The following is a 24,545-nucleotide window of genomic DNA, read 5'->3' as shown; positions in this document are numbered from 1 at the left end:
GTGACAGGCAGGGGTACGGGCACATGGCGGCGGTCTGCTAAAATCCGCCTTCTGCATGCCGCACCCCACCCTGCCAGCGGCTGCGCCCTTTTTGATACGCAACAGGAGTTTGCATGTCCTCTGATCTGCTCAAGGCCCTCGGCCTGGACGCGACCAACGCTGGCACCTACCTCGGCAATGGCGAGTGGTCCACCGCCACCAGCGCCGGTCTGATCACCCCGGTCAACCCGACCACCGGCGAAGCGATCGCCCAGGTCCACGCCACCACCGACGCCGACTACGAAACCATCGTGGCCCGCGCCCAGGAAGCCTTCAAGGTCTGGCGCACCACCCCGGCCCCGCGCCGTGGCGAAGCGGTGCGCCTGTGCGGCGAAGCACTGCGCGCCCACAAGGACGCGCTGGGCTCGCTGGTCGCGCTGGAAATGGGCAAGAGCAAGCCCGAAGGCGACGGCGAAGTGCAGGAGATGATCGACATCGCCGACTTCGCCGTGGGCCAGAGCCGCATGCTCTATGGCTACACCATGCATTCCGAGCGCCCCGGCCACCGCATGTACGAGCAGTACCAGCCGCTCGGCCTGGTCGGCATCATCAGCGCGTTCAACTTCCCGGTCGCGGTGTGGGCCTGGAACTCGTTCCTGGCCGCGATCTGCGGCGATGTGTGCATCTGGAAGCCGTCCAACAAGACCCCGCTGACCGCCATCGCCTCCATGCGCATCTGCAACGAAGCACTGCGCGGTGCCGGCTTCCCGGACATCTTCTTCCTCATCAACGACGCCGGCACCGAGCTGTCGCAGAAGATGGTGGCCGACAAGCGCGTGCCGCTGATCAGCTTCACCGGCTCCACCCAGGTGGGCCGCCAGGTCGCCGAAAAGGTGGCCCACCGCCTGGGCCGCTGCCTGCTTGAGCTGGGCGGCAACAACGCCATCATCCTGGACGAAACCGCCGACCTGAAGCTGGCCATCCCGGGCATCGTGTTCGGCGCGGTCGGCACGGCCGGCCAGCGCTGCACCACCACCCGCCGTCTGATCGTGCACGAATCCATCCATGACGACGTGCTGGCCACGCTGGTCAAGGCGTACAAGCAGGTGGAAGGCAAGATCGGCGATCCGACCGACCCGGCCAACCTGATGGGCCCGCTCAACAGCGACGGCGCCGTACAGCAGTTCCTGGCCTCGATCGAGAAGGCCAAGGCCAGCGGCGGCACCGTGGAAACCGGCGGCACCCGCATTGATCGTGCCGGCAACTTCGTCCTGCCGGCCATCGTCACCGGCCTGAAGAACAGCGATGAAGTGGTGCAGCACGAAACCTTCGCCCCGATCCTGTACGTGATGAAGTACAGCACCCTGGACGAAGCCATCGAGATGCAGAACGGCGTGCCGCAGGGCCTGTCCTCGTCGATCTTCACCACCAACCTGAAGGTTGCCGAGCGCTTCCTCTCGGCGGCCGGCTCCGACTGCGGCATTGCCAACGTCAACATCGGCACGTCCGGTGCGGAGATCGGCGGCGCGTTCGGCGGCGAGAAGGACACCGGCGGTGGTCGCGAGTCCGGCTCGGATGCGTGGAAGGTCTACATGCGTCGCCAGACCAACACCATCAACTACTCCGATTCGCTGCCGCTGGCCCAGGGCATCAAGTTCGACCTGTGATGCCCGCGCCCGCTGCCCCATCGCTGGATTTCACCGGGCGCCGGGTACTGGTGGCCGGCGGCAGCAAGGGCATCGGGCGTGCAATGGCGCTGGCGTTCGCTTCGGCGGGCGCCCGCGTGTCGGTGTGCGCCCGCGGTGAGCCCGGGCTCACTGCGCTGCGGACGGATGCCCAGGCCCTGGGCCTGGACATCCACACCGCATCGGCCGACCTGGGGGTACTGGGCGACATCGGCCGTTGGCTGGCCGATGCCGCCCACGCACTGGGCGGTATCGATGTGCTGGTCAACAACGCCACCGGCTATGGCATGGCCGACGACGAAGCCGGCTGGGAAGCCAGCCTGGGCATCGATCTGATGGCGGCGGTACGCGCTTCGCGACTGGCCCTGCCCTGGCTGCAGCAGTCCAGCGACGCCTGCATCCTCAATCTGGCCTCGATCGCCGCGCTGCAACCGCGACCGGGCGCCGCTCCGTATGCCGCGGCCAAGGCCGCACTGATGCACTACACCACCTCCCAGGCACTGGCGCTGGCGCCGCAGCGGATCCGCGTCAATGCCATCGCCCCGGGCTCGATCGAGTTCGAGGACGGTCTGTGGGACCGCCGCCGCGAGCAGGACCCGGTGCTGTACCACGCCACGCTGGCCAAAATTCCGTTCGGCCGCTTCGGCCAACCGAAGGAAATCGCCGATGCCGCCCTGTTCCTGTGCTCGCCGCTGGCGCGCTGGATTACCGGCCACACCTTGAACGTCGATGGTGGCCAGGCCCTGATGGGCTGAGGCCCTTCTGGGTAGCACGCCGCCCCGCGCCGATGGGCTAATCCTGGCGCAGGCACTATCATGGGCGCTCTGCCATGGAGGAAACGGATGAACCAGCCCTATCGACAGACCAGCTCGCTGGCCGTAGTCAGCTTGATCATGGGCATCGTGGGCTGGACGGTGTTTCCCTTCCTTGGCAGTCTCGTCGCCATCGTCACCGGCCACATGGCGCGCGCGGAAATCCGCCGCCAGCCGCAGGCCCTGGAAGGCGACGGCCTGGCGGTCGCTGGGCTGGTGCTGGGCTGGCTGGCGGTGATCGGCAGCATCCTGGTGGTGGTGGGTTTCCTGCTCTTCTTCGGTGGATTGGCCCTGTTTGCCGCATCCCAATCGTGAGGTCCCCATGAGTGCATCGGATTCGACCGAACGCTTCAGCAACCGCGTCGCCGACTACGTCCGCTACCGCCCCGATTACCCACCCGCCCTGCTGGACTGGCTGCATCACGATATCGGCGTGCCCACCGAGACCCTGGTCGCCGATATCGGCGCCGGGACCGGCATTTCCACCCGTCTGTTCCTGGCCAGCGGCCACCCGGTCATCGCGGTGGAGCCCAATGCGGCCATGCGCGCCGCCGCCGAGCAGTGGCTGACCCCCGACTACCTGCGCCTGAAACTGGTCGACGGCACTGCCGAGGCCACCACCCTGGCCGACGACAGCGTTGGTCTGGTCGCCGCCGCCCAGGCCTTTCACTGGTTCGATACCGCCGCGGTGCGCCGCGAGTGGTCACGCATCCTGCATCCCGGTGGGCTGGCGCTGGTGTTCTGGAACTCCCGCCTGTTGGACGCCTCGCCGTTCCTGATCGGCTACGAGCAGCTGCTGCTGGAGTTCGGCACCGACTACACCCAGGTGGCCGAGCGCTACCAGGATGACGACGCCATGCGCGCCTGGTTCGGTGCGGGCCTGCGCGGCCTGGCCAGCTTCCCCAACGTGCAGCGCATGGACCTGGATGGCCTGCGCGGCCGCCTGCTGTCCTCGTCCTACGCGCCCCAGGCCGGCCACCCGCGCCATGCGCCGATGCTGGAGGCGCTGCAGCAGTTGTTCGATGCCCACGCCGTGGACGGCCAGGTTGCCTTTGAATACCACACCCGTGCCTTTGTCGGCACGCTGGACTGATAGAACGCCATGTACTCGCTTGCCCGCCCCTTCCTGTTCGCCTTCGATGCAGAGCGCGCCCACGGCCTTGGCCTGAACGGCCTGGAGCTGGCCTATCGCACCGGCACCACGCCCCTGCTGGCCGGCCGTATCGCACCGCTGCCCACCAAGGCCTTCGGCCTGGAGTTCCCCAATCCGGTTGGCCTGGCCGCCGGGCTGGACAAGAATGGCGAGCACATCGATGCCCTGCTGGCGCTGGGGTTCGGTTTCGTCGAAATCGGCACCATCACCCCGCGCCCGCAGGAAGGCAATCCGAAACCGCGGCTGTTCCGGCTGCCGGCACACCAGGCCATCATCAACCGCATGGGGTTCAACAACCTCGGCGTAGATGCACTGGTGCGCAATGTTGAACGGGCCAAGCGCCGCCACGGGCTGCTCGGCATCAACATCGGCAAGAACAAGGACACGCCCAACGAGCAGGCGTTCGACGACTACCAGCACTGCCTGCAGAAGGTGTATCCGCTGGCCGACTACATCACCGTCAACATCTCCTCGCCCAACACGGCCGGGCTGCGCGAGCTGCAGGAAGAAACGGCGCTGCGCCAGTTGATTTCCCAGCTGCGCGACAGTCAGGAACACCTCGCCGCCAAGCATGGTCGTCGCGTACCGATGCTGGTCAAGGTGGCGCCGGACCTGAGCGACCGCGACATCGATGCCGCCGCCCGCGTACTCAGTGAGTTGAAGGTGGACGGCGTGATCGCCACCAACACCACGATCGACCGCAGTGCCGTGGCCGGGGACCCGCGCGCGCAGGAAGCCGGCGGCCTGTCCGGCGCGCCGCTGCTGGGCCAGTCCACCCTGGTGCTGCGCCGGTTGCGTGCGCGCCTGCCCGAGTCGATGCCGCTGATCGGCGTTGGCGGCATCCAGTCCGGTGCCGATGCGGTGGCCAAGATGTCCGCCGGCGCTTCCCTGGTGCAGTGCTACAGCGGCCTGATCTTCCGCGGCCCGGCCCTGGTGCAGGACTGCGTGGAAGCCATCCGCCGACGCCGCGAGGCCCCCAGCCGCGGTGCGGTTGCCCCCCTATGAGTAATGCAATGCCTGCCTGGACCCTGACTGAGAACGCGTCGCTGAAGGCGCTCAACACCTTCCACGTGGAGGCAAGCGCGGCCCAGTTGCTGGAGCTGCACGACCCGTCGCTGCTGCCGGACGTATTGGCGCTGCCGCAGGTGGCCGATGCGCCGCTGCTGGTGCTGGGCAGTGGCAGCAACGTGCTGCTGGCCGGCAACGTGGACGGCACGGTCCTCGTGTTTGCCAACCGCAGCATCGAGATCCTCGAACACCGCGCCGACCACACCGTGGTCCGTGCCGGCGCCGGGGTCAGCTGGCATGGGCTGGTGATGTGGTCGCTGCAGAACGGCCTGTCCGGGCTGGAGAACCTGGCGTTGATTCCCGGTACGGCCGGCGCCTCCCCCATCCAGAACATCGGCGCGTACGGCGTGCAGGTGGACGAGTTCATCCAGGCCGTCGAAGCCTGGGACCGCGAGGCCGCTGCGTGGGTCCGGCTGGATCCCGAGGCCTGCCAGTTCGGCTACCGCGACAGCGTGTTCAAGCAGATGCCGGAGCGCTACCTGATCACCGCGATAGAACTGCGCCTGCCGCTGCTGCACGCCCTGCGCCTGGGCTATGCCGGCATCAACGAAGAGATGCAGGCGATGGGCGTGGAACTGCCGGTGGCCGCCGATGTGGCCAACGCGGTGATCAACATCCGCCGGCGCAAGCTGCCCGACCCGGACGTGCTGGGCAACGCCGGCAGCTTCTTCAAGAATCCGGTGCTGCCGCTGGAGCAGGTGGACGTGCTGCTGCAGCATTTCCCCGACCTGCCGGTGTACCCGGCCGACCAGGACACCCGGCGCAAGCTGTCGGCGGCCTGGATGATCGAAGCGTGTGGCTGGAAGGGCTACCGTGACGGCGACGCCGGCGTGTCGCCGCACCACGCGCTGGTGCTGGTCAACCATGGCACGGCCACCGGCGAGCAGCTGCTGGCGCTGGCACGGCAGATCTCGGCCTCGGTGCTGGAAAAGTTCGGCGTCCCGATCGAACCGGAGCCGCGCCTGATCGGCGCGCAGTGGTGACACCGCCACTCGCCCTGCCTGCCCCCACACCCCTGCGTGCGGCACTGTTGATGCTGGGCAGCACGCTGGCGTTCGGGCTGATGGCGGTGGCCATCCGCTACGCCACCCGCTCGGTGCCCACCCAGGAAGTGGCGTTCTTCCGCAACGCCTTCGGCCTGATGGCGTTGCTGCCCATGCTGCTGCGCCCGGGGCGCGCGTCACTGAAGACCCAGCAGCTGCCGCGCTACCTGCTGCGCAGTACGATCGGCCTGGCGTCGATGCTGTGCGCGTTCTGGGCGATCGGCCACCTGCCGATGTCGCAGGCCATCTCGCTGTCGTACTCCACGCCGCTGTTCGTCACCATCGCCGCGGTGCTGTGGCTCGGCGAAACCGTGCGCGCGCGACGCTGGGCGGCGGTGATCATCGGCTTCATCGGCGTGCTGATCATCGTGCGGCCGGGCTCGACCAGCTTCACCCCCGGCACACTGGTGGCCGTGCTCGCCGCGGTACTCAGTTCGCTGGTGGCGATCCAGATCAAGCAGCTCACCCGCGTGGACAGCGCGGACGCCGTGGTGCTCTACACCTACGTGTTCTGGGTGCCGCTGTCGCTGATTCCCGCCCTGTTCGTCTGGGTGTGGCCAACCGGCATGGCCTGGCTGTGGCTGGCTGCCACGGGCCTGTTCGGCACGGTGGGCCAGCTGCTATGGACGCGGGCCCTGCGCCTGGGCGAGGTTTCGGCACTGACCCCGATCAGCTTCATGCAGCTGCCCCTGGTCGCCGTGCTCGGCTGGCTGCTGTTTGGCGAAACCCTGGACCGCTGGACCGTCATCGGTGCCGGCATCATCCTGGGCGCCAACGCCTACATCGCCCATCGCGAAGCGGTCCTGGTGCGGCGCGCCGCCTCGCAGGCCGCATCGGCCGGCGCCAAACCAGGCGAGTAGAGCCACCCCATGGGTGGCTGGACACGCCAACGCCCCAACCAATCGGTAGAGCCACCCCATGGGTGGCTGACAGACAACCCCGGTAGAGCCACCCCATGGGTGGCTGGACACGCCAACGCCCCAACCAATCGGTAGAGCCACCCCATGGGTGGCTGGCGCGGCAATGATCCCGATCGCACGGCAGCCACCCATGGGGTGGCTCTACCCCCCGATGCCGGTCGCACCGAAGCCACCCAAGGGGTGGCGTTACCCCGGCAGCCCGGTGGCCGCCACCCAGCTGCGCGTCGCGCTGTCCACCACGTTGCCCGGCGCGAACTGCTCCTCCATGTGGCGCAGGGCCTGGCGCCGTTGCGCTGGCGGGCGCGATGCCGCGCCCGGTTCCAGCAGCAGATCGTGAAACTCCTGCACGTCATGCAGGATGCGCCAATGCCGGTAATAGGCCAGGCGGTCGCGGTCGATGCTCACGGCACCGTAGCCCTCACCGAACCCTGGCGGGTCATCGCGCCCCCAGCGCCCGCCCACACCCGCGCCGACGAACATCAGGTCGCGTTCGCGCGGGGCCAGCAGCATGTCGTCCCAGTCGATCAGGCACAGCCCGTGGTCGGCCCGCAACAGCAGGTTGCCGGCGTGCAGGTCGCCGTGACACAGCACCCGCGCCCATGCCCGGCCCTGCAGCCGCTCACGCAGCTGCGTGCAACGCTGCCACACCTCGGCAATACGTGGACGATGCTGCTGCCAGGCGCGCAGGAACTGGGCGGCAAGGTCATCGCGCACCGGCCAGCGCGCGTCGGTGCGATGCAGCCACGCACCCACCCGCTCCACCGCGGTGTCGTCATCGAAATCCGGCTGCGCCAGCCCGGCGCGAAGCGCATCCGGCAACGGCGTGTCGTGCACCTGCCGCAGCACCGCTCCCAACCGCCGCCACTGCGCCTGCGACAGTGCCGACTCGAATCCGGATTGACCCTCGACGTAGGCAAACAGCGTCCATTGCAGGCCGTCCAGGCGCAACGCCGGCGCGCCCTCGCGCGTGGGCTGTGGCGCGGCGATCTCGGCCAGGCCGCGTTGGCTGCGCAGGTACTGCAGGACTTTCCACACCGTGTCATCGACGGCGTAGCGCCGGCACTTCAACCACCAGCGCGCGCCATCGCCTGCGATCACCTGGTACACCGTGGCGCCAGCGTCGGCACCGGTGGACCGTTGCACCACCCCGTTGGCGTGCACGCCCCATGCCTGCGACAACGCCAGGCCAATCTGGGAAGAAGACAATTCCTGAGGATGCAGCATCGCTCCGCCGTGTCGCACGCACACGCCATCACTATGTCAGAAACATAGGCAGCGCACAGCGCAACCGATCACGAACCACGCCGCTGCGCGCTGCCGTCAGGACGGCAGCGCGCGTTGGGTTACGGCATGAATTTCTTCTCTGCGCCGATCAGGATCGACTGCACGTCGCCCGCCTGGCTGTCGAACAGGAACTGGTACTCGAACCGGAACAACCAGCCGGACGTGGACTGGAACGGCGCCCCGATGCCGAGCAGCGTACGACTGCGCGACTGGTCGCGCAGCGACGCCGAGTAGGCCGGGCCGGACAACAGGTCGCTGTAGCGCAGGGTGGCGGCATTGCTGCCCTGGAAATCACGCTGGAACTCGATGCGTGCGCCGGGCAGCCAGCTGCCGTGGTCGGTCTTGATCAGGTACTCGCTGCGCAGGCCGAGGTTGCCGGTGCTGGTGCGCAGCTTCTGCTCGTCATAGGTGAGCGTGTCACCTACCCGACCCTGCTCGGTGTAGCCGTCCAGCGTGGCGTCGGCTACGTCCAGCCGGGCATAGGGCGACAGCAGCAGGGTCTCACTGCGATGCTCGTACCCCAGCGCCAGCGAGGCAAACAGCTGGCGTCCATCGCGGCTGCCCTGCACGGTGTTGCCATTGCCAGTGACAAAGCGCCGCGCATCCAGCGACAACCACTGGTACCCCACCAGGCCATCGAGGTAGGTGTTGCGGCTCGGCCGCCAGCTGGCATAGGTGGCCACGCTGTAGCTGTCCACGCTGCTGTGGCTGCCCTTGTTGCCGACATCCGAACTGTCGTGGCCATAGCCCACGCCCGCGCCAAGCGCCAACCCGTCACTGATGCGCCTGTCTGCACCCATGCTCAGGCCCGACGTGGTGAAGTCCGCCGAGCTGCGGCCGTTGCGGTTGTTGCCATTGCCGAAGCTGAGCGCGCCCCCGGTCCATACCGCAATGCCGCCGGGCAGGCCGCCATTGCCGCCGGTTGCATCGCCTGCCGTGGCATCGGCAGGATCTGCCGCAGGCTCGATCAGGTTCATGCGCAGGGAATCGGCCAGGCTCTGGTCCACTGCCGAGAGGTTACCGCGCTGCCCTGCGCGTCCCGACGAAGCCGACGACAGGCTGATGCCGTTGCTGAAGCCGTCGCCACCGCCGCGATGCAGGCTTTCCAGACGACGCTGGAAGTTGTTGATCTGGCCGGTGGCCATACGTCGGGTGGCGTCGGCCTGCGCATCCAGGATGCCCATCACTTCAACGTCCTTGGTCGGGTCGGGGCGGGCGGTGATGGTCACCGCCAGCGTGGCCGGTGCGGAGGTCGCATAGGCGTTGCTCAGCGTGTACACCAGCTGCGCCACGCCGGCATACCCGCCGGCCGCGGCAAACTCCAGCCGGTAGCCGACATCGCTTGCCTTCACCGTGGCCGTGCCCGCGTTGGCCGGCATCACCGACACCACGTTGGCCGCGGTGAACGGACCGCCGCGCGCGCCATCGGTGAGCTCCACGCTGATGGTGGTGCCCGCCAGGCCACTGGCCGTGAGTGCAGCGGCGATCGGCTGCGGATTGATGGTGACCGTCACCTGCGCCGGGGCCGACACGCCGCTGCTGTTGGCCAGCGTGTAGGTGAAGCCAACCGTGCCACTGGCCTCCAGCGGCGCCGTGTAGCTGATCTGCAGGCCGGCGACGCTGGCACTGCCGGTGGGCGGTGCTGCCGCAATCGCGGCGGTGTCGAACGGCCCACCGCTGGCACCGGTGGTGGCATCGAAGGTGACGGTCTGGCCGGCCAGCACGGTCACCGTCTGCGCCGCCGCCACGGCCTGCGCCTGGCTGACGGTCACGGTGATGCTGCGGGTGCCGGGATAGTTCTGCCCATCACTGGCACTGAGCACGAAGGTGCTGGTGCCGATGCTGGTGGGGGTACCGCTGAGCACGCCGTCGGCCGACAACGCCAACCCGGCCGGCAGACTGCCGCTGGCCACGCTCCAGATGTAGCTGCCGTTGCCACGGGTAGCGCTGAACGCATGCCGGTAGGCCTGGCCCACCTGCGGCGCGGCCAGCACCGCCGGATCGATCACGATCTGCGCCGGGTCCACGGTCAGCGTGTACGCCTTGTCCACCAATTGCCCGTTGGCATCGGTGACGCGCACCGCCAGCGTGTTGCTGCCGGCGCTGACCGGCGTACCGGATATCACGCCACTGGCTGCATCCAGCTGTATCCCGGCAGGCAAGCTGCCGCCCTGCAGCGTGTAGGTGTACGGCGCCACCGCACCGCTGGCGGTCAGCGCCTGCGTATAGGCCGCCCCCACCACCGCGTTGGGCAGGCTGCCCGGGGTCACCACCATCGTGGGCGCGGCCACCTCCAGCGTGTAGTTCTGCACCCGCTGGAACGGTGCGCCGGCACCGGTGGAGGCGTCGGTCACGGTCACTGCAATCGGGAAGTTGCCGCTCTGCGTGGCCGTGCCGGACAACACGCCGGTGGCTGCATTGAGGCTGAAACCGGCAGGCAACGCACCGGTGGCAGTGTAGGTGTACGGCGCGGTGCCGCCACTGCCGGCGAAGGTGGTCGAGTAGGCCACCGCGTAGTCGGCCTGCAGGGTGCCCGCGGCCGGGGTCAGTGCCAGCGTTGGCGCGCCGGTCACGAGCACCAGGCCCTGCTGGTTGGTGACGCCATTGCTGTCGGTGACGCGCACGGTGATGGCGAAGCTGCCGGCATGGGTCGGCGTACCGCTGAAGGCGCCGCCGCTGCTCAACACGATGCCAGCGGGCAGCGTACCGGAGGCCAGGGCGAAGCTGTACGGTGCGGTGCCGCCTGTGGCGGAGAGCGCGGTGCTGTATGCGCTGCCCACGGTGGCGGCCGGCACGCTGGTCTGGTCAATGGACGGACCGGCCGACGTGCTCAGCGTGTAGCTCTGCGCGCCGGTATGCGGCCCTGCCCCACCCGAGCTGTCGGTGGCCAGCACGGTGAACGTGCTGGTGCCCGATGCGGTCGGCGTCCCGGACAGCACGCCGCCGGTGGTCAGCGACAGACCCGGCGGCAACGCACCGGTGACCGAGAAGCTGTACGGCGCCACGCCGCCACTTGCACTGAAGGTGGCGCTGTAGGCCAAGCCCTGTGCTGGCGAAGGCAGCGTTGCCGGGGCCACGACGATGGTAGGCGCAGCGACCTGCACGGCATACGCCCGTGCGCCGGTCTGGCCGTTGGCATCGGTGGCGGTAACGGTGGCGTTGAACGTGCCGCTGGCCGTCGGCGTGCCCGACAGCACACCCGCGCCAGACAGACTCACGCCGGCCGGCAGTGCGCCGGCGCTGATCGCGAACGTATACGGGGCGATGCCGCCAGTGGCGGACAAGGCCTGCGAGTACGGAATGGCCACGGTACCGCCGGGCACCGTCGTCGGCGCAACGGCGATGGTGGGCGACGCGACGACCACGCTGTAGTTCTGGCTGATGCTGAAGGGTGCACCCGTGCCATTACTGCTATCGGTCGCGGTCACCGTGACCGCGAACGAACCGGTCTGGGTGGGCGTGCCCGACAACGCACCGGTGGCCGCCGCCAGCGACATCCCGGTGGGCAACGTACCGGCCGTTACGGCATACGTGTAAGGCGCGACGCCACCGCCTGCGTTGAACGTCTGGCTGTAGGCCGCTGCGTAGGTGGCGTTGAGCGTACCGGCCGCCGGCGACAGGGTCAGGGTCGGCGCGCCGATGCTGATGGTGTAACTGCGTTGCCCGTTCTGCGCTGCCGCATCGGTGACCTGCACCACGGCGGTGAACGAGCCGGCCGTGTTGGGCGTACCGGAAATCACGCCGCCGCTGCTCAGGGTGAGGCCCGTGGGCAGCGCGCCCGATACCAGGGTGAAGGTGTACGGTGCACCCGCGCCCTGGGTTACCGACAAGGCCGCCGTGTACGCCACACCGATCGCCCCGTTGGGCAGGGTCGCCGGGTTGAGCACCGGAATGCCGGGCTGCACGGTGCCGCTGTAGGACCGGGTGCCGTTGAAGGGGCCGACGCCGGTGCTGCTGTCACTGGCCTGCACAGTGAACGCATACGGGCCTGCGTTGGTCGGCGTGCCGGACAACGTGCCGCCACTGTTGAGGGTCATGCCGGCGGGCAAGGCACCTCCGACGATGCTGAAGGTGTACGGCGCCGTGCCGCCACTGGCACTCAGCGCCGCGCTGTAGGCCGCGCCCTGGGTGGGATCGGGGAGCGCTGTTGGCGCGATGTCGATGGTGGGCGCACTGATCGTCATGGTGTAGGCACGCGCGCCCGTCATGCTGCCGGCATCGGTGGCCCTGACGGTCCAGTTGAACGAGCCGCCCGCCGTGGGCGTGCCGCTGAGAACGCCCGCGGACGACAACGTCACACCGGCCGGCAGTGCACCGGCGACGATCGCGAAGGTGTAGGGCGCTATACCGCCGCTGGCGGTCACTGTCTGCGAGTACGCACTGCCCACGCTCCCCACCGGCAGGCTCGCCGGCGCAATGAGGATGGCAGGCGGCGCAACGTTGAGCGTGTAGCTGGACAGGATACTGAACGGCGCACCCGTGCCGGTGCTGCTGTCGGTGGCAGTGACAGTCAGCGGGAAAATGCCGACCTGCAACGGCGTACCGGACAACGTGCCGGTACTGCTGTTGAAGCTGAGACCCGCAGGTACTGGGCCGCCCAAGGAATAGGTATAGGGCCCTGTGCCACCCAGGGCAGTGAAGCTCTGGCTATACGCCATTCCGTATCCAGCCGGCAGGGTGCCGCTTGCCGGCGACAGCGCAAGCGTGGGCGCAGCGATGCTGAAGGAGTAGGCACGCAGGCCGATCTGCAGGTTGGCATCGCTGGCCTGCACGCTCACGTTGAACGTGCCCGCCGCCGTTGGCGTGCCGGACAGCACACCGGACGCCGACAGGGACACGCCGGCCGGAAGACTGCCCGCAATGACCTGGAAGGTGTACGGCGCCACGCCACCGCTGGCGGTCAGGGTCTGCGAATACGGCGCGCCCGCCGAACCGGTCGGCAGCGTCGATGGTGCAATCACGATGGTGGGCGCGGATACCGTAAGGGTGTAGTTGCGGTTGGCCGTGTACGGCGCTCCTGCGCCCGTGGTCGCATCTGTCACGCTGACCGTGATGGGGAACGTACCCGTCTGGGTTGGCGTGCCCGACAGCACGCCGGTAGCGGCGGTGAAGGTAAGGCCACTGGGCAACGCACCACTCAGCGAATAGGCGTAGGGCCCTGTGCCGCCACTGGCGCCGAAGCTCTGGCTGAAGACGGACCCGTAAGGGCTGTTCAGCGTCGCGCCCGACGGTGTGATGGCAAGCACGGGCGGGGCGATGGTGATCGTGTACGGCCGCTGGCCGCTGAAGGCACCGGCATCGGTGACCTGGACAGTCACCGGGAACGATCCTACGACGGTGGGCGTGCCGGAAATCTGCCCGGTGGCGGTGTTCAAGGCCAGGCCGCTCGGCAGAGAACCCGCGACAATCGCAAACGTGTACGGCGCTCCTGCCCCGCCTGTGACCGTGAGCGATTGCGCGTAGGCCACCCCGGCAGTGCCGACGGGCAACGTGGCCGGCGCGATCACCGGCACGTCCTGCTGCACCGTGCCGACGTAGGCACGCGAGCCGGTGTAAGGGCCGCTGCCGGTACTGTTGTCGGTGGCCGTGAGGGTGAACGCGTAGGATCCCGTGGTGGTGGGCGTGCCGGACAGCACTCCGGCCGCGGACAACGTGATGCCCGCCGGCGTCGCGCCAGCAGTAACAGCGTAGGTGTACGGGCCCGTGCCACCCGATGCGGTAATGGTCTGGCTGTAGGCCGCGTTGCGGGTGAGCGCGGGCAAGATGGTGGGCGAAATCGTAATTGTCGGTGCGGCCACGACCAGCGTGTACGCGCGCGACCCCACGTTGCTGGCACTGTCGGTGGCGCGCGCGGTGAAGTTGAAGGTACCGCCCGCGGTGGGCGTGCCGCTCAGGATGCCGTTCGCGGCCAGCGTGAGCCCTGCGGGCAGTGCGCCGGCGATCACGCTGAAGCTGTAAGGGCCGTTGTTGCCGCCGGTGGCGGCGAGCGTGGCGCTGTAGGCAGCAGCCACGGCGGCGTTTGGCAACGTAGTGGGGGTGATGTCAATCGGGGGGGCCGCCGAGACTACCATTGTGAAGGCCGTGGCATTGCGGTACGGGCCGGTGCCGGTACTGCTGTCATAGGCGCTGACGGAGAACGGGTAGCTGCCCACTGCCGTGGGGGTGCCCGACAGCACGCCGGTTGAACTCAAGGTAATGCCCGCCGGCAGGCTGCCGGTGTCGAGGGCGAATGTTCTGTACGGCGCGGTACCGCCCTGCCCGACGAGTTGATGGCTGTAAGGCACGTTCACGGACATCGTCGGCGGGGGCAGCAAGGTGATGGTCGGCGTGTCCACCACGAACGTATAGGCCTTGCTGGTGGTCAGGCTGGCGGCATCGGTGACATTCACCGTGGCCGGATAGGTGCCGCCACCACTGGCGACACCCGAGAAGGTGCCGTTGCTGAAGGTGATGCCCGGCGGCAGCGTCGCCGCACCCAGGGTGTAGGTGTAGGGAGACGTACCGCCGCTGCTGCTCATGGACAGCGTGTAGCTGGCACCGATGACCGGCTTGGGGGCGTTGGCCGGCGTGACCGTGATCGGCGACGATGCGGCACCGATGTTCACGGTGACATTGATGATGTCGCCGTTGTCATCCTTGAAGGTGAAATTGTCCACCGGCACGCCGCTGCCGTTGTTGGTGTAGGTGACCCGGTTGGTCAGCGGGTTCACGCTCACCTGGCCGTGGGTGGTGGCGTAGTTGTTGGGATTGCCACCCGGGCCGCTGCCACCGATGCCGCCGAAGGAGTCGCAGTGGCTGGCATCGATGACGATGGTGCCGCCGGAGGCCATGGGCGTGGTGGACGGCGTGGTGCGCGAATCGGGGACCACCATATCCGGGCAATTGGCCGCCTGCACGCTGGCCGACCACAGCAACGCGATCCATAGCGGCGTCAATATAATGACGCGACGCGATTTGAATGCCGACAGCTGATTCACCACGGCCAGCGCTGCGCGCTGGACCCACGTTCCCTGTGCCATGAGTTTATCCCCTGAAACCAGGGCCGCACTTCCCCACGAAAACGCCCCCCGGCGGGCGTAGTAGGTAACCAGCGACAGCACTTGTCAAGTATGTCCTGTTTGATGAACAGTACAGCCACGCTCGGGGTCAGGAGCGGGAGCAGTACAGGAAAGGGGATATTCACGGTGTCCGATTCATTTCTTGGCCAGATAGTCATTTACTCGTTCGGGTTTGCGCCCAGAGAAACTGCGCAATGCAATGGCACGATGCTGCCGATCAACCAGAACCAGGCATTGTTCAGCCTGTTGGGCACCCGGTTCGGCGGCAACGGCCAGACCACCTTCGCACTCCCTGACATGCGCGGCCGGGTGCCGGTCGGGCAAGGTCCACAGAATGTCAGTGGAACCGCCGGCGGGGTGGAAGCGGTAACGCTCAATCAGACCCAGATTCCCATGCACGTCCATGTTGCCGCCGCCACCGGCGCTGATGGCACCGCGCGCAACCCAGTCGACAACCTGTACGCGAAGGCCGGCAGTCCACTTTATGGCCCGGCAAACGGGCACCTGGTGACGTTGAATTCCGCCACGGTTTCCAGCAGTGGCGGCAGCCAGGCGCACGACAATATGCAGCCCTACAGCGTGCTGAATTTCTGCATGTTGCTGTCGGGCATTTATCCTTCGCGCGGCTGACCGGAGACCTGCAATGAGCAATCCCTACGTCGGCGAAATCCGGCTGCTTCCCTTCAACTTCGCACCGCTCGGCTGGCAGGACTGCAATGGCGCACTGTTGTCGATCGCCGAGTACGACGTCCTGTTCAACCTCATCGGCACCACCTACGGCGGGGACGGCATCAACACGTTCGCCGTACCCGACCTGCGAGGCCGTGTGCCACTGCACGTGGGCACGATGCCCGGTGGTGGCACGCCGCGTTCACTGGGTGGCGTGGCAGGCAGCGAAACGGTGACCCTGCAACTGACGCAGTTGCCAGCCCATGGCCACCCCATGGTGGCCACCGACGCCGCCGCCTCCGCGCAGGCGCCATCGACCAGCACCGTGCTGGGTGGCATCAGCGGAGACACCATGTACACCAGCGACATCAACGGCGTGGCCAGTCGCGGACTGGCAGCAAGCATGCTGTCCTTCAGCGGCGGCAACCAACCCCACGACAACCTCATGCCGACACTGACCCTGCGGTACTGCATCAGCCTGTTCGGCATTTACCCGTCACCGAGTTGAGCCCGCGCATGACCACCATGGACTGCCGCAAATCCACAGGGAATTCTACTTATGTCTGACCAGTTTCTCGGCGAAATCCAGATGTTCGGCTTCGACTTCGCGCCGGCTCAATGGGCGCTGTGCGCCGGCCAATTGCTGCCCATCTCCCAGAATACAGCGCTCTTTTCGCTGCTTGGCACCACCTACGGCGGCGATGGGCGAAGCAACTTCGCACTGCCCAACCTGCAGGGGTTCACCGCCTGCGGACAGGGCCAGGGTCCCGCGCTCTCGGATCGGACGCTTGGCGAGGTGTTTGGCACTACCAGCGTTACCCTGCTCGAAAGCGAGATGCCGCGGCACAGCCATGCGGTAAACGTGTACGCACAGCGTGACGCAACCAAGCTGCATGGAACGCCGCTCCAAGGCGACGCCGTGACCATTCCCACCGCCACGGCGCCCTTCGCCGATGCCACGCCAGCCAATGCGGGTTTCGCGCCGTCGATGGTGGGCGTGGCCGGCGGCAGCCAGCCGCACGAAAACCGGCAGCCCTACCTGACGGTGAACTTCTGCATCGCCCTGAGGGGCATCTTCCCTCCGCGTCCGTGACATCCGGCCACCCATCACTGCCGGGCTTCCCGACGTCGCTGCCACATCCCGTGGCGGCGACGTCGCCGTTGCACGCCCATGGCATCACACTGCGCCCTGCCCTTGAACGGGACATGGCCTTCCTGCGTGACCTGTACCACCAGTCGCGCGCGGCCGAGCTTGCGGCGGTGCCGTGGCCGGACGCTACGCGGCGTGCCTTCCTGGACAGTCAGTTCGAGCTGCAGCACCGCCATTACATCGGGCAGTACACCGACGCGGCGTTCCTGATCGTGGAGCACACCGGCAGACCGCTGGGCCGCCTCTACCTGCACGACGACGGCGATGCGCTGCACATCATCGACATCCTGCTGCTGTCCGCCGAACGTGGACAGGGCATCGGCACGGCACTGCTTGCACACGTGCAGCAACTTGCACGGCAGCACGCGTGCGACGCCGTGCAGCTGAGCGTGCTGCGCGACAATGCGGCCGCACTTCGGCTGTATCAGCGGCTCGGTTTTGCCAGCGTTGGCGGCGACACGCTGCGCCTGGTGATGCGCCAGGAATTCAGTTGAACAGCGCCTGGTAGATGAACCCGGTGCGGTCGCGCGCGATCGGCACCAGGAAGATGCCAAATTCGCCCAAGGCCTCATGCTGCATGGGGTAGGTCTTCTGCGGGAACACGATCGCCGCCTCATGCCGGAACAACAGCGAGAACGGTGCGCGCACCTGCCCCGGCAGTGACTCACCCGGCTGCAACGGGCGCGCCTCGACCAGCACGAACGAGGTGTTTCCCACATCGCCCAGCGCAACCTGGAACGTCTGGTTCACCAGTCCTGCGAAATTGTCCAGGGCAAAAACCTGCATGCGCTTCCCGTCCTTGCAACGCTGTGGTCAGGGAGCGAGTCTTGCACAAAGCCGGCACGGGCGGAACACCGTCCGCGCACGCGCGGCGGCACGCGTGCAACCGCACGGCGCGCAGTCAACCGGAGGGTTCTGCCAACGCCAGCGCCTGCAGTTCGCGCTGCTGGAGCGCCCGTGCCTCCTCCAGCTGGAACTGCGTGGCAAACAGCGGCACCGCGAACACGAAACGCGCACCACTGTCGTCGCGCCGAATGACGTACGCCAGCTGCAACCGCGCCAGCGCGCGCCGCAGCGTTTCGGCCTCCACGGCCACGCCGGCCGCATCGAAATCGGCCAGTACGTCCTCCAGGGCAACCCCGCGCTCGGCACCCGGCCCCAGCTGCGCGCACGCCAGGCGATACACCACGATGCGGTCGATCCGGTTTGCCAGCGGATCGGGGGTCAACCGCGCCCAGCCGGCCAGCGCGTCGAACACCGGATCCGATCCCAGCGCCGCATGCAGCTGGCGGGCATCGATCACCCGCTCGCCCCGCCCCAGCTGCGACAGCAGCTGCTGGCAGACGATCGCCACCAGGTTGGCACGTCGTCCACAGGCGGCCACCAGCGTACGCGGCAGGTCCAACGCGGCGAAGTGCACGCCCAGCCGCGCCATCGGCTCGGTGGCCAGCGCATGGCAGGCCTCGTCTTCCAGCCCGCCCACGTGGATGACCTCGCCAAAGTTGCGCAGCGGTGAGGCGAAATCCAGTGTCACCGCCTCGTAAAGATCCCAGAAACCGGCCAGCATGAAGTGGCAGCGGCCCTCTTCACTGATGGCACGCAACGCGGACAACTGCGGGTAGCCGTGCTGGGCCTCATCGCGCAGGAACAGGTCGGTTTCATCGATCAACAGCAGCACCCGCCGCCCCTCGGCGCTGGCTGACATCGCCGCGACCAGCGCGTCGATGCCGGTGTCTTCGGGCAGGCCAAGCTCCGCGGCCAACCGCACGGCCAGGCGATGGTCACGCAGGGACAGATACCGGCAATGCACGTGCGGGTGCCCAACGAAACGGCGCTCGATCGCCTTCATCAGGCTGGTCTTGCCCAGCTGCCGCCCACCCACCAGCAGGTAGTTGCCGGGCTCCCGGTTGAGCACGCGCGCCAGCAGCGATGCACGCCCGAAGAACGCCGCCGGGCGGGTGATGCCGCCATGGGTCTGGTAGGGCGATATGCGGGTCACCTTCAGCTGGCGCGCCAGCAACGCGACCAGCACCGCCACGGCGCCCGGTTGCAGCAGCCAGCGGGTCTGCGCCGCCTGGTCCAGGCAGGCGCAGAGGTTGGCCGGGTCGTCGGCATAGGCCATCAGTGCGGACTCGACCTGCAGCGACGGGCTGACCAGCAGCACCACGTCCTGGCCGTTGGGCATGCCGCGCAGCTGCTGCACGATGGCCTCGCCGGTCATCTCCGGGTCGGGCAGATACACCCAGAGGCGCTCCAGCGCCAACGGCAGCGTGTCGGGCAGGCGCCACTCACGGACGCAGCCGGGCAGCGTCCAGCCATGGGCCGGTGCATCCGCCGCGCCGATGCGTGCGGCCAGCAGAGCAGCCTGGGCGTCGGCGGGCGCCTGTACGTGGCGCAAGGTTTCACGCCAGCGCACACCGGCCACGCCCACGTCGGCCAGTACGCGCGCGCGCAGCCGCAGCCAGCCCAGTTGGCGGTCGAGTGCGGGCAAGCCCTGCAGCGGCTGTTGCAGCAGTTCTCGCGGCGCGTGCAGGATGCTGGCCACAGCGGGCCGCGCGCGGAACCAGATCAGGCCCAGCACGATCAGCAACAGCGTGGTGATGCCCAGCAGCAGGCCCAGCCATTCGATGATGGTCCAGGGCGCGCTGGACTGGCAGTCCGGCGCCAGCCAGCGCGAGGGCGGCGCCGGGGTGCCCGGCTGGCAACGCCAGTGTCCATTGGCGGGATCCAGGGTGTGGTCCAGCGCAGTGCCGGCCACGCCCGCACTGGCCGGGAATTTACCGGTAAAGCGCAGCCGCAGCACGAACGGTGCAGGCACCTCGGCCACTACCACCGCTTCGGCCGGATCATGCACACCCGGCACGGCGACGGCGGTGGGCCATGCGCCGTCGCGCTCCCAATGGCCCTGTGCTTCTTCGCGCAGGAACATCGTATCGATGCGGGCACGCTGCATCAGCATCATGCTTTCGCCATCGTGCGTGATCTTCCACGCCACCAAGGGATTGAGCATCGGCGCCACGAACAGGCTCACGATAAACCACGTCGCGGCCGCGATCAGCAGCAGCCGCCAGGTGCGCCAGCGCAGCAGCATGCCGCCCGCCGCACTCATGCGGGCAACTCGGCAAGGCTGTCGATGACGTGGCGTGCGCAGCGCCGCACGGCGTCGCACCGCCACTCCAGCCACGCGCCGTCGGCATGCACGCGCACCGCCAGCAGGTTGTCCCAATACAGCTGGCGCAGCAGCGGGTCGATCAAGTACGGCCGCGCCGGCGCCAGCCGCGCGCGATCCAGCCAGCTACCGATCGCGTCGCGTGCGTGGGCGTCACGCAACACCGGCAGCAGCGCCTCCCACAACCGCGGATGGGTGGACAAGGTCGTGGTCACCGCCTCGTCGTCCAGCACCGCCTCTGGCGAGGGCGTGGTCAACAAGGTGAGCGCGGCCTGGGCCAGCAATGGATGGCCGCCGGACAGGTGCAGCGCGCGCGCCAGCAGGTAGTCGGGCACGTCGGGCGCAGTGCGCTGCAGGTCATCCACGACCAGCTCCGGCCACTGCTCGCTGGCGGCGATGTTGAGCAGCGACAGGTCACCGCCCTGGTACTTCAGGTCCGCCAGCGCCGCACCACCGCAGATCAACAGGTGCAGCTTGCCGCTGTACATCTCGCTCAGGCTGCGCAGGATGCCGGCCAGCACATCACGCGGCCCGGCTGCGCCCTGCTCGAAGCGGCTCACCAGGCAGAACAGGCTACCGGGTTGCTGCAGGCGGCGCGCCAGCGCCGCTTCAAAGCCGGCGTCGGATGACACGCCTTCCAGCCCGCATTGTTCGGCCAGCCGCGCGAAATAATCCTCGTCGCCCTCGCCTGCCCGGAACGGCGGCTGCAGGTGCAGCACCCGGTCGTGGCCATAGCGCGCGACAGCTTCGGCCAGGATCGCCTCGCGTTCGGGCGGCTGCCCCCAATGGGCCTGGGTCAGCAGCAGGCAGACCGGGTACGGCCGCAACTGCTGCAGGCGGTCCAGCAGGTGCAGCACCGTGGGCGGCGTCGCGCTGCGCACGGGCAGTGCGACGGCCGGCTCCACCGGGAACTCGGGCTCGAAACCGGCCGAACACAACAGCGCGTTGCTTTCCGCTTCGGTCAGGCGCAGGTAGTTGCAGCAGCCCAATACCCGGTCGCGGTGGCGGCGGCTGGGCAACGACGCGCCCGAGCGCCAGTTGTTGACCGCTTCGCGGCTGATGCCGATCTCGGCGGCCACGCCCCCCGCACTGGCGCGGATGCGACGCATGTGGCGCGACAGCAGCTCGGCGAATGCGGGAACAGCCATCGGTAGCGACCAGAACGGAGGGGAAGCGGCCACCCTACCGTGGCCGCCTGCACTGTCAACCACCTGCGCAACGGCCGGCATCAGGCGTGGCTGCGGCGGCAGGTGCGCGCGGCACGAACAGCTTGCGGGTCAGCAGCAGGTACACCACGAACACCAGCACACCCAGCAGCAGCACCCCGACCGACAACCGCCCCAGCACATCACCGAGGCGTTGCTGGCTCTGCAGCCGCTCGAGCCGGTCGAAGCGCGCCGGCTGCGCCCGCGAATACGCCACGTGCACCTGCGCGCCCTCTTCCAGGTACGGCGCGGCATTGTCCTCGCTGGTGGTGAATGTGCCGGTATGCGCGACGCCATCGACGTTGAACTGGTACTGGAACTGGTACTCGTGGCTGACCCGGCCCTTGCGCCGGTGCTCGTCGATGCGATCCAGCTGCACCGGCGCCTGTACGGTCACCGCGTCCTTGAGGATGGCCTCGGCGTTGCGGTGGCCGCTCAGCGCGGTCCACGCGAAGCCGAGGGCCAGCACGGCATAGCCGATGGCGCACAACCAGCGCGAGAAACGGCGGATGCGTGCGTGCGACGTGTCCGACACAGGAATACTGATCATCAAAGGCCCCGGTTATGTCATCGCCAGCAGCGGAACTGCGCTGGCACCGGGAAAGTCTGGGCAACAGCGGGCAGCGATTGAACCCGCAGTGCGTCACGTTGCCGGGCCGTGCACTTGACGATGCGTCAAGTGGGCAGGCTCAGAAGAACTCGTCGAGCAGACAATAGAACGCCAGCAGTGCCGCATCCGGGACGGTGCCGTAGCGCGCAAAGAACGGTGCAACCCACTGCACGCCCAGATTGCTGGCGATGCTGCGCGCAGCAAGCGCAAGGTCCTGGTGGCGATCGGCCACGCCCAATCGCCCGCAGTCGATGAACCCGGTGAAGCGCCCCTGCGCCGCCATCAAGTTGGGCAGGCAGGCGTCGCCGTGGGTGACGACCAGGTCCGCCTGCGCCGGCACGCTGGCCAGCAGTGCGGCGAAGACCTGCTGCACCGTCTGCCCCGCGCGCGCGTCGTCGAAGTCCTCGGCATCCACCACGCCGGCCTCCATCCGCGCCCACGCCGCCGCCAGGCGATGCGGCAGCCGGTGATCGAACGGGCAGCGATCCGTCGGCAGCGTGTGCAGCGCCCGCAAGGCGTCCGCCATCAGGTGTACCACCTGCAGCGGGGCAAGGTCCGGTGACGAGGCCAGGTCACGGCCCGGCACCGCGCGCATCAGCAACCAGCGCCCATTGGCATCGTCGTGCGTATCCAGTACCTGCGCGGCTTCCATGCCCTGCGTCTGCAGCCACTGCAGGCGCGCGACTTCATCGTGCAGCTCACCAAAGGGATCGTCGGCCGGCTCGCGTTTGATGAAGACATCGCGTCCGCCCCCGCCCTGCACCCGGAACACATCCGCGCGTGAGGCGCCGATTGCCTGGGCTTCGATAACGCAGCCGGCGAGGCGCTCGCGCCACAGGTTCGGAAAAGGCACGTTGCCCGTGTCGTGCGGAAGGGTCGTGGATGGCGGCATACGTCCATCGTGCGGCCGGCCACACGAAATGCAAGGGGACGTGCCGCCGGCCGGACGCTCAGGGAGCGATATGCACGGCAAGACCGGTCTGGCCCACGGCCAGCTCATCGCGCAGGCTCAGCTCGGGAATTCGGTAGTCACCACCGTTCTGGCGCCGGTAGGCAATGACCGGATCGCTGGCCAGGCCATCCAGGCGCGCGCCCAGCTTTTCCAGCTCATGCGGGTACGAGTCGGCATCGACCCGGCTGCTGCGGTAGATCACATGCGCCGGGAGCACGTCGAATCCGGGATAGAACAGGATGCCGTGCTGGATAGGGAACAGCACGTCGTCGATCGGGCCGTTGATGCCGCGCGGACCATAGTGCGACGCCCAGCCTCCGGTGGTGACCACCAGCATGGCGCGCTTGCCGGTCATGGCGCCCTCGCCGTAGCGGTCGCCCCAATGGCTGTCGGAATGCTCGCCCACGCCATAGGCGAAACCGTAGGCGTACACGCGGTCTACCCACCCTTTCAGGATCGCCGGCATCGAGAACCACCACAGCGGAAACTGCAGGATCACCGCGTCCGCCCAGCGCAGTTTGTCCTGTTCGGCCGCGATATCCGCGCTCTGCCTGCCGGTGGCGAATGCCTGGCGCGAATCCAGCGAGGCGTGGAAGGGAAGCGCAGGATCGCGGCCGACATGGTCCCCCGCATCCACCTGGGATTTCCACTGCATGGCGTAGAGATCGGAGACCTGGACGGTATGGCCGGCCCGCTGCAGGCGGTCGACAGTGAAGGACTTCAAGGCGCCGTTGAGCGACGTGGATTCGGGATGGGCGTAGACAATCAGGACGTTCATGGGCACTCCAGTGGGGGAATGCGGTGATGGTGTGCGCCGTTCCGATATAGTGGAAATGAATTCCTGCAATCCTAGGCATTGCCATGGACAATATCCTGCGACGTGTCGACCTCAACCTGCTGGTGACGCTTCAGGCGCTGCTCGATGAACAGAACGTCACCCGCGCCGCCGAGCGCCTGCACCTGGCCCAGCCGACGGTGAGCGTGCAGCTGGCCAAGCTGCGGGCGCTGTTCGGCGACCCGCTGCTGTTGCCGGGCCCGCGCGGGATGCGCAGCACCGCACGTGCGGACGCCCTGCGTGGCCCTCTGGCAGAAGCGTTGGCGGCCCTGCAGCGCGCGTTGGCGCCGGTGCAGTCCTTCGACCCGGGCCAGGCACGGCTCACGTGGCGGATCATGGCCTCGGACTTCGGTGAAACCACCGTGGTGCTGCCCGCGCTTCCGGCGCTGCGCCAAGCCGCGCCGGGAGCGCGCCTGGCCGTGGTGGGCCTGGCGCCGGTACAGATGGTGCCGCAGTGCGAGCGCGGTGACATCGACCTGGCCATCCACATCACTTCCGAAGCACCGCCCGGCCTGCACCATCGGCCGCTGTTCCAGGAGCGCTACGTGCTGGCGGGCCGCCGCGACCACCCCCGGCTCAAGCGGCGCCCCACGCTCAAGCAGTTCTGCGCGCTCGACCACGTCATCGTCTCGCCCGACGGCGGCGGTTTCCACGGCAACACCGATACCGCGCTGGCGCACGCAGGTGCGCGCCGCAACGTCGTGCTGTCGGTGCCGCACTTCCTGTTTCTGCGCGGCGTGCTGCTGCGCACCGATCTGGTCGCGATGATGCCGTCGCGGCTGGTGGCGCAGGATCCCGCGCTGAAGGCCGTGGAGGCGCCCATCGATGTACCCGGTTTCGAGATGGTGATGCTGTGGCACGAGCGCGTGCACCGGGACCCGGCCCACCGCTGGTTGCGCGAGCAGATCGTGGCCGCGATGGGGTGATGCGGCCGCCCGGGACCGCCGAACCCT

The 24,545-nt window shown here is 68.1% G+C and carries 20 protein-coding genes; 12 read left to right on the top strand and 8 right to left on the bottom strand.

Translation table 11 applies throughout. The features are described from left to right. Positions 1-113: 113 nt before the first annotated feature. The 7 genes from amaB to ABIA71_RS02310 all read left to right on the top strand — a co-directional run bounded on the left by amaB (position 114) and on the right by ABIA71_RS02310 (position 6,600). The gene (amaB, locus tag ABIA71_RS02340; protein ID WP_354282769.1) at positions 114-1,646 is read left to right on the top strand and encodes an L-piperidine-6-carboxylate dehydrogenase; all 1,533 of its coding nucleotides are present in this window, start codon (positions 114-116) and stop codon (positions 1,644-1,646) included. Continuing rightward, positions 1,646-2,419, top strand: coding sequence for an SDR family NAD(P)-dependent oxidoreductase (locus tag ABIA71_RS02335; protein WP_354282767.1), 774 nt, complete (start codon positions 1,646-1,648; stop codon positions 2,417-2,419). The genes amaB and ABIA71_RS02335 overlap by 1 nt, the downstream gene beginning before the upstream one ends. An 87-nt stretch (positions 2,420-2,506) precedes the next feature. Further along, positions 2,507-2,791 carry a DUF4190 domain-containing protein gene (locus tag ABIA71_RS02330; protein ID WP_354282765.1) on the top strand — a complete coding sequence of 95 codons (285 nt, stop codon included), beginning with the start codon at positions 2,507-2,509 and terminating at the stop codon, positions 2,789-2,791. A 7-nt stretch (positions 2,792-2,798) separates the two neighbouring features. Further along, positions 2,799-3,569 (top strand): class I SAM-dependent methyltransferase, encoded by a 771-nt coding sequence (locus tag ABIA71_RS02325; protein ID WP_354282763.1) that lies wholly within the window; start codon positions 2,799-2,801, stop codon positions 3,567-3,569. Between the two features lie 9 nt (positions 3,570-3,578). After that, a complete protein-coding gene (locus ABIA71_RS02320) occupies positions 3,579-4,634 on the top strand; it encodes a quinone-dependent dihydroorotate dehydrogenase (RefSeq protein ID WP_354282761.1) in 1,056 nt (351 codons plus the stop codon). After that, complete coding sequence (gene murB, locus ABIA71_RS02315) at positions 4,631-5,680, top strand: UDP-N-acetylmuramate dehydrogenase (RefSeq protein WP_354282759.1); 1,050 nt, start codon at positions 4,631-4,633, stop codon at positions 5,678-5,680. Before ABIA71_RS02320 ends, murB begins: the two co-directional genes overlap by 4 nt. Before the next feature lie 32 nt (positions 5,681-5,712). Beyond that, positions 5,713-6,600: a DMT family transporter gene (locus ABIA71_RS02310; RefSeq protein ID WP_354282917.1), complete on the top strand. Its 888-nt coding sequence runs from the start codon at positions 5,713-5,715 to the stop codon at positions 6,598-6,600. A 246-nt stretch (positions 6,601-6,846) separates the two neighbouring features. Here ABIA71_RS02310 and ABIA71_RS02305 read toward each other — a convergent pair whose 3' ends face one another. Together ABIA71_RS02305 and ABIA71_RS02300 are read right to left on the bottom strand one after the other, a co-directional pair. Then, the gene (locus ABIA71_RS02305) at positions 6,847-7,866 is read right to left on the bottom strand and encodes a phosphotransferase enzyme family protein (RefSeq protein WP_354282757.1); all 1,020 of its coding nucleotides are present in this window, start codon (positions 7,864-7,866) and stop codon (positions 6,847-6,849) included. A gap of 137 nt (positions 7,867-8,003) precedes the next feature. Then, on the bottom strand, positions 8,004-14,963 hold the full coding sequence (locus ABIA71_RS02300; protein ID WP_354282755.1) for a putative Ig domain-containing protein: 6,960 nt from the start codon (positions 14,961-14,963) through the stop codon (positions 8,004-8,006). Between the two features lie 165 nt (positions 14,964-15,128). On the opposite strand from ABIA71_RS02300, the gene ABIA71_RS02295 reads away from it, so the two are divergent. Genes ABIA71_RS02295 through ABIA71_RS02280 form a run of 4 tightly spaced genes read left to right on the top strand, consistent with a single transcriptional unit; the run spans position 15,129 to position 17,315 of the window. Then, positions 15,129-15,632, top strand: coding sequence for a phage tail protein (locus tag ABIA71_RS02295; protein WP_354282753.1), 504 nt, complete (start codon positions 15,129-15,131; stop codon positions 15,630-15,632). A gap of 13 nt (positions 15,633-15,645) precedes the next feature. Then, complete coding sequence (locus ABIA71_RS02290) at positions 15,646-16,179, top strand: phage tail protein (RefSeq protein ID WP_354282751.1); 534 nt, start codon at positions 15,646-15,648, stop codon at positions 16,177-16,179. Positions 16,180-16,230: 51 nt separating this feature from the next. Beyond that, entirely contained in the window at positions 16,231-16,764 is a 534-nt protein-coding gene (locus tag ABIA71_RS02285; protein ID WP_354282749.1) for a phage tail protein, read from the top strand. Then, complete coding sequence (locus tag ABIA71_RS02280) at positions 16,761-17,315, top strand: GNAT family N-acetyltransferase (protein WP_502960685.1); 555 nt, start codon at positions 16,761-16,763, stop codon at positions 17,313-17,315. The genes ABIA71_RS02285 and ABIA71_RS02280 overlap by 4 nt, the downstream gene beginning before the upstream one ends. On the opposite strand, the gene ABIA71_RS02275 is transcribed toward ABIA71_RS02280, so the two are convergent. The 6 genes from ABIA71_RS02275 to ABIA71_RS02250 form a co-directional block, all read right to left on the bottom strand. After that, positions 17,308-17,607 carry a DUF6916 family protein gene (locus ABIA71_RS02275; protein ID WP_354282745.1) on the bottom strand — a complete coding sequence of 100 codons (300 nt, stop codon included), beginning with the start codon at positions 17,605-17,607 and terminating at the stop codon, positions 17,308-17,310. The genes ABIA71_RS02280 and ABIA71_RS02275 overlap by 8 nt on opposite strands. Positions 17,608-17,722: 115 nt before the next feature. Continuing rightward, a complete protein-coding gene (locus ABIA71_RS02270) occupies positions 17,723-19,930 on the bottom strand; it encodes a hypothetical protein (protein WP_354282743.1) in 2,208 nt (735 codons plus the stop codon). Next, entirely contained in the window at positions 19,927-21,138 is a 1,212-nt protein-coding gene (locus ABIA71_RS02265; RefSeq protein ID WP_354282741.1) for a hypothetical protein, read from the bottom strand. The genes ABIA71_RS02270 and ABIA71_RS02265 overlap by 4 nt, the downstream gene beginning before the upstream one ends. Positions 21,139-21,193: 55 nt before the next feature. Continuing rightward, positions 21,194-21,745: a DUF3592 domain-containing protein gene (locus ABIA71_RS02260; protein WP_354282739.1), complete on the bottom strand. Its 552-nt coding sequence runs from the start codon at positions 21,743-21,745 to the stop codon at positions 21,194-21,196. Positions 21,746-21,884: 139 nt separating this feature from the next. Continuing rightward, positions 21,885-22,697, bottom strand: a complete 813-nt coding sequence (locus tag ABIA71_RS02255) for an APH(3')-II family aminoglycoside O-phosphotransferase (protein ID WP_354282737.1) — start codon at positions 22,695-22,697, stop codon at positions 21,885-21,887. A gap of 58 nt (positions 22,698-22,755) precedes the next feature. After that, positions 22,756-23,535 carry an NAD(P)H-dependent oxidoreductase gene (locus ABIA71_RS02250; RefSeq protein WP_354282735.1) on the bottom strand — a complete coding sequence of 260 codons (780 nt, stop codon included), beginning with the start codon at positions 23,533-23,535 and terminating at the stop codon, positions 22,756-22,758. Positions 23,536-23,618: 83 nt separating this feature from the next. Between ABIA71_RS02250 and ABIA71_RS02245 the strand changes: the two genes are divergently transcribed. Beyond that, positions 23,619-24,518: a LysR family transcriptional regulator gene (locus tag ABIA71_RS02245; protein WP_128096341.1), complete on the top strand. Its 900-nt coding sequence runs from the start codon at positions 23,619-23,621 to the stop codon at positions 24,516-24,518. The last annotated feature ends 27 nt before the right edge of the window (positions 24,519-24,545 follow it).

The organism is Stenotrophomonas sp. 2619, assembly GCF_040548725.1.
GTDB classification, from domain to species: Bacteria; Pseudomonadota; Gammaproteobacteria; order Xanthomonadales; family Xanthomonadaceae; genus Stenotrophomonas; species Stenotrophomonas maltophilia_AP.
Note: the sequence above shows the minus strand (reverse complement) of the source record. Positions and strands in the feature narration are given on the sequence as shown.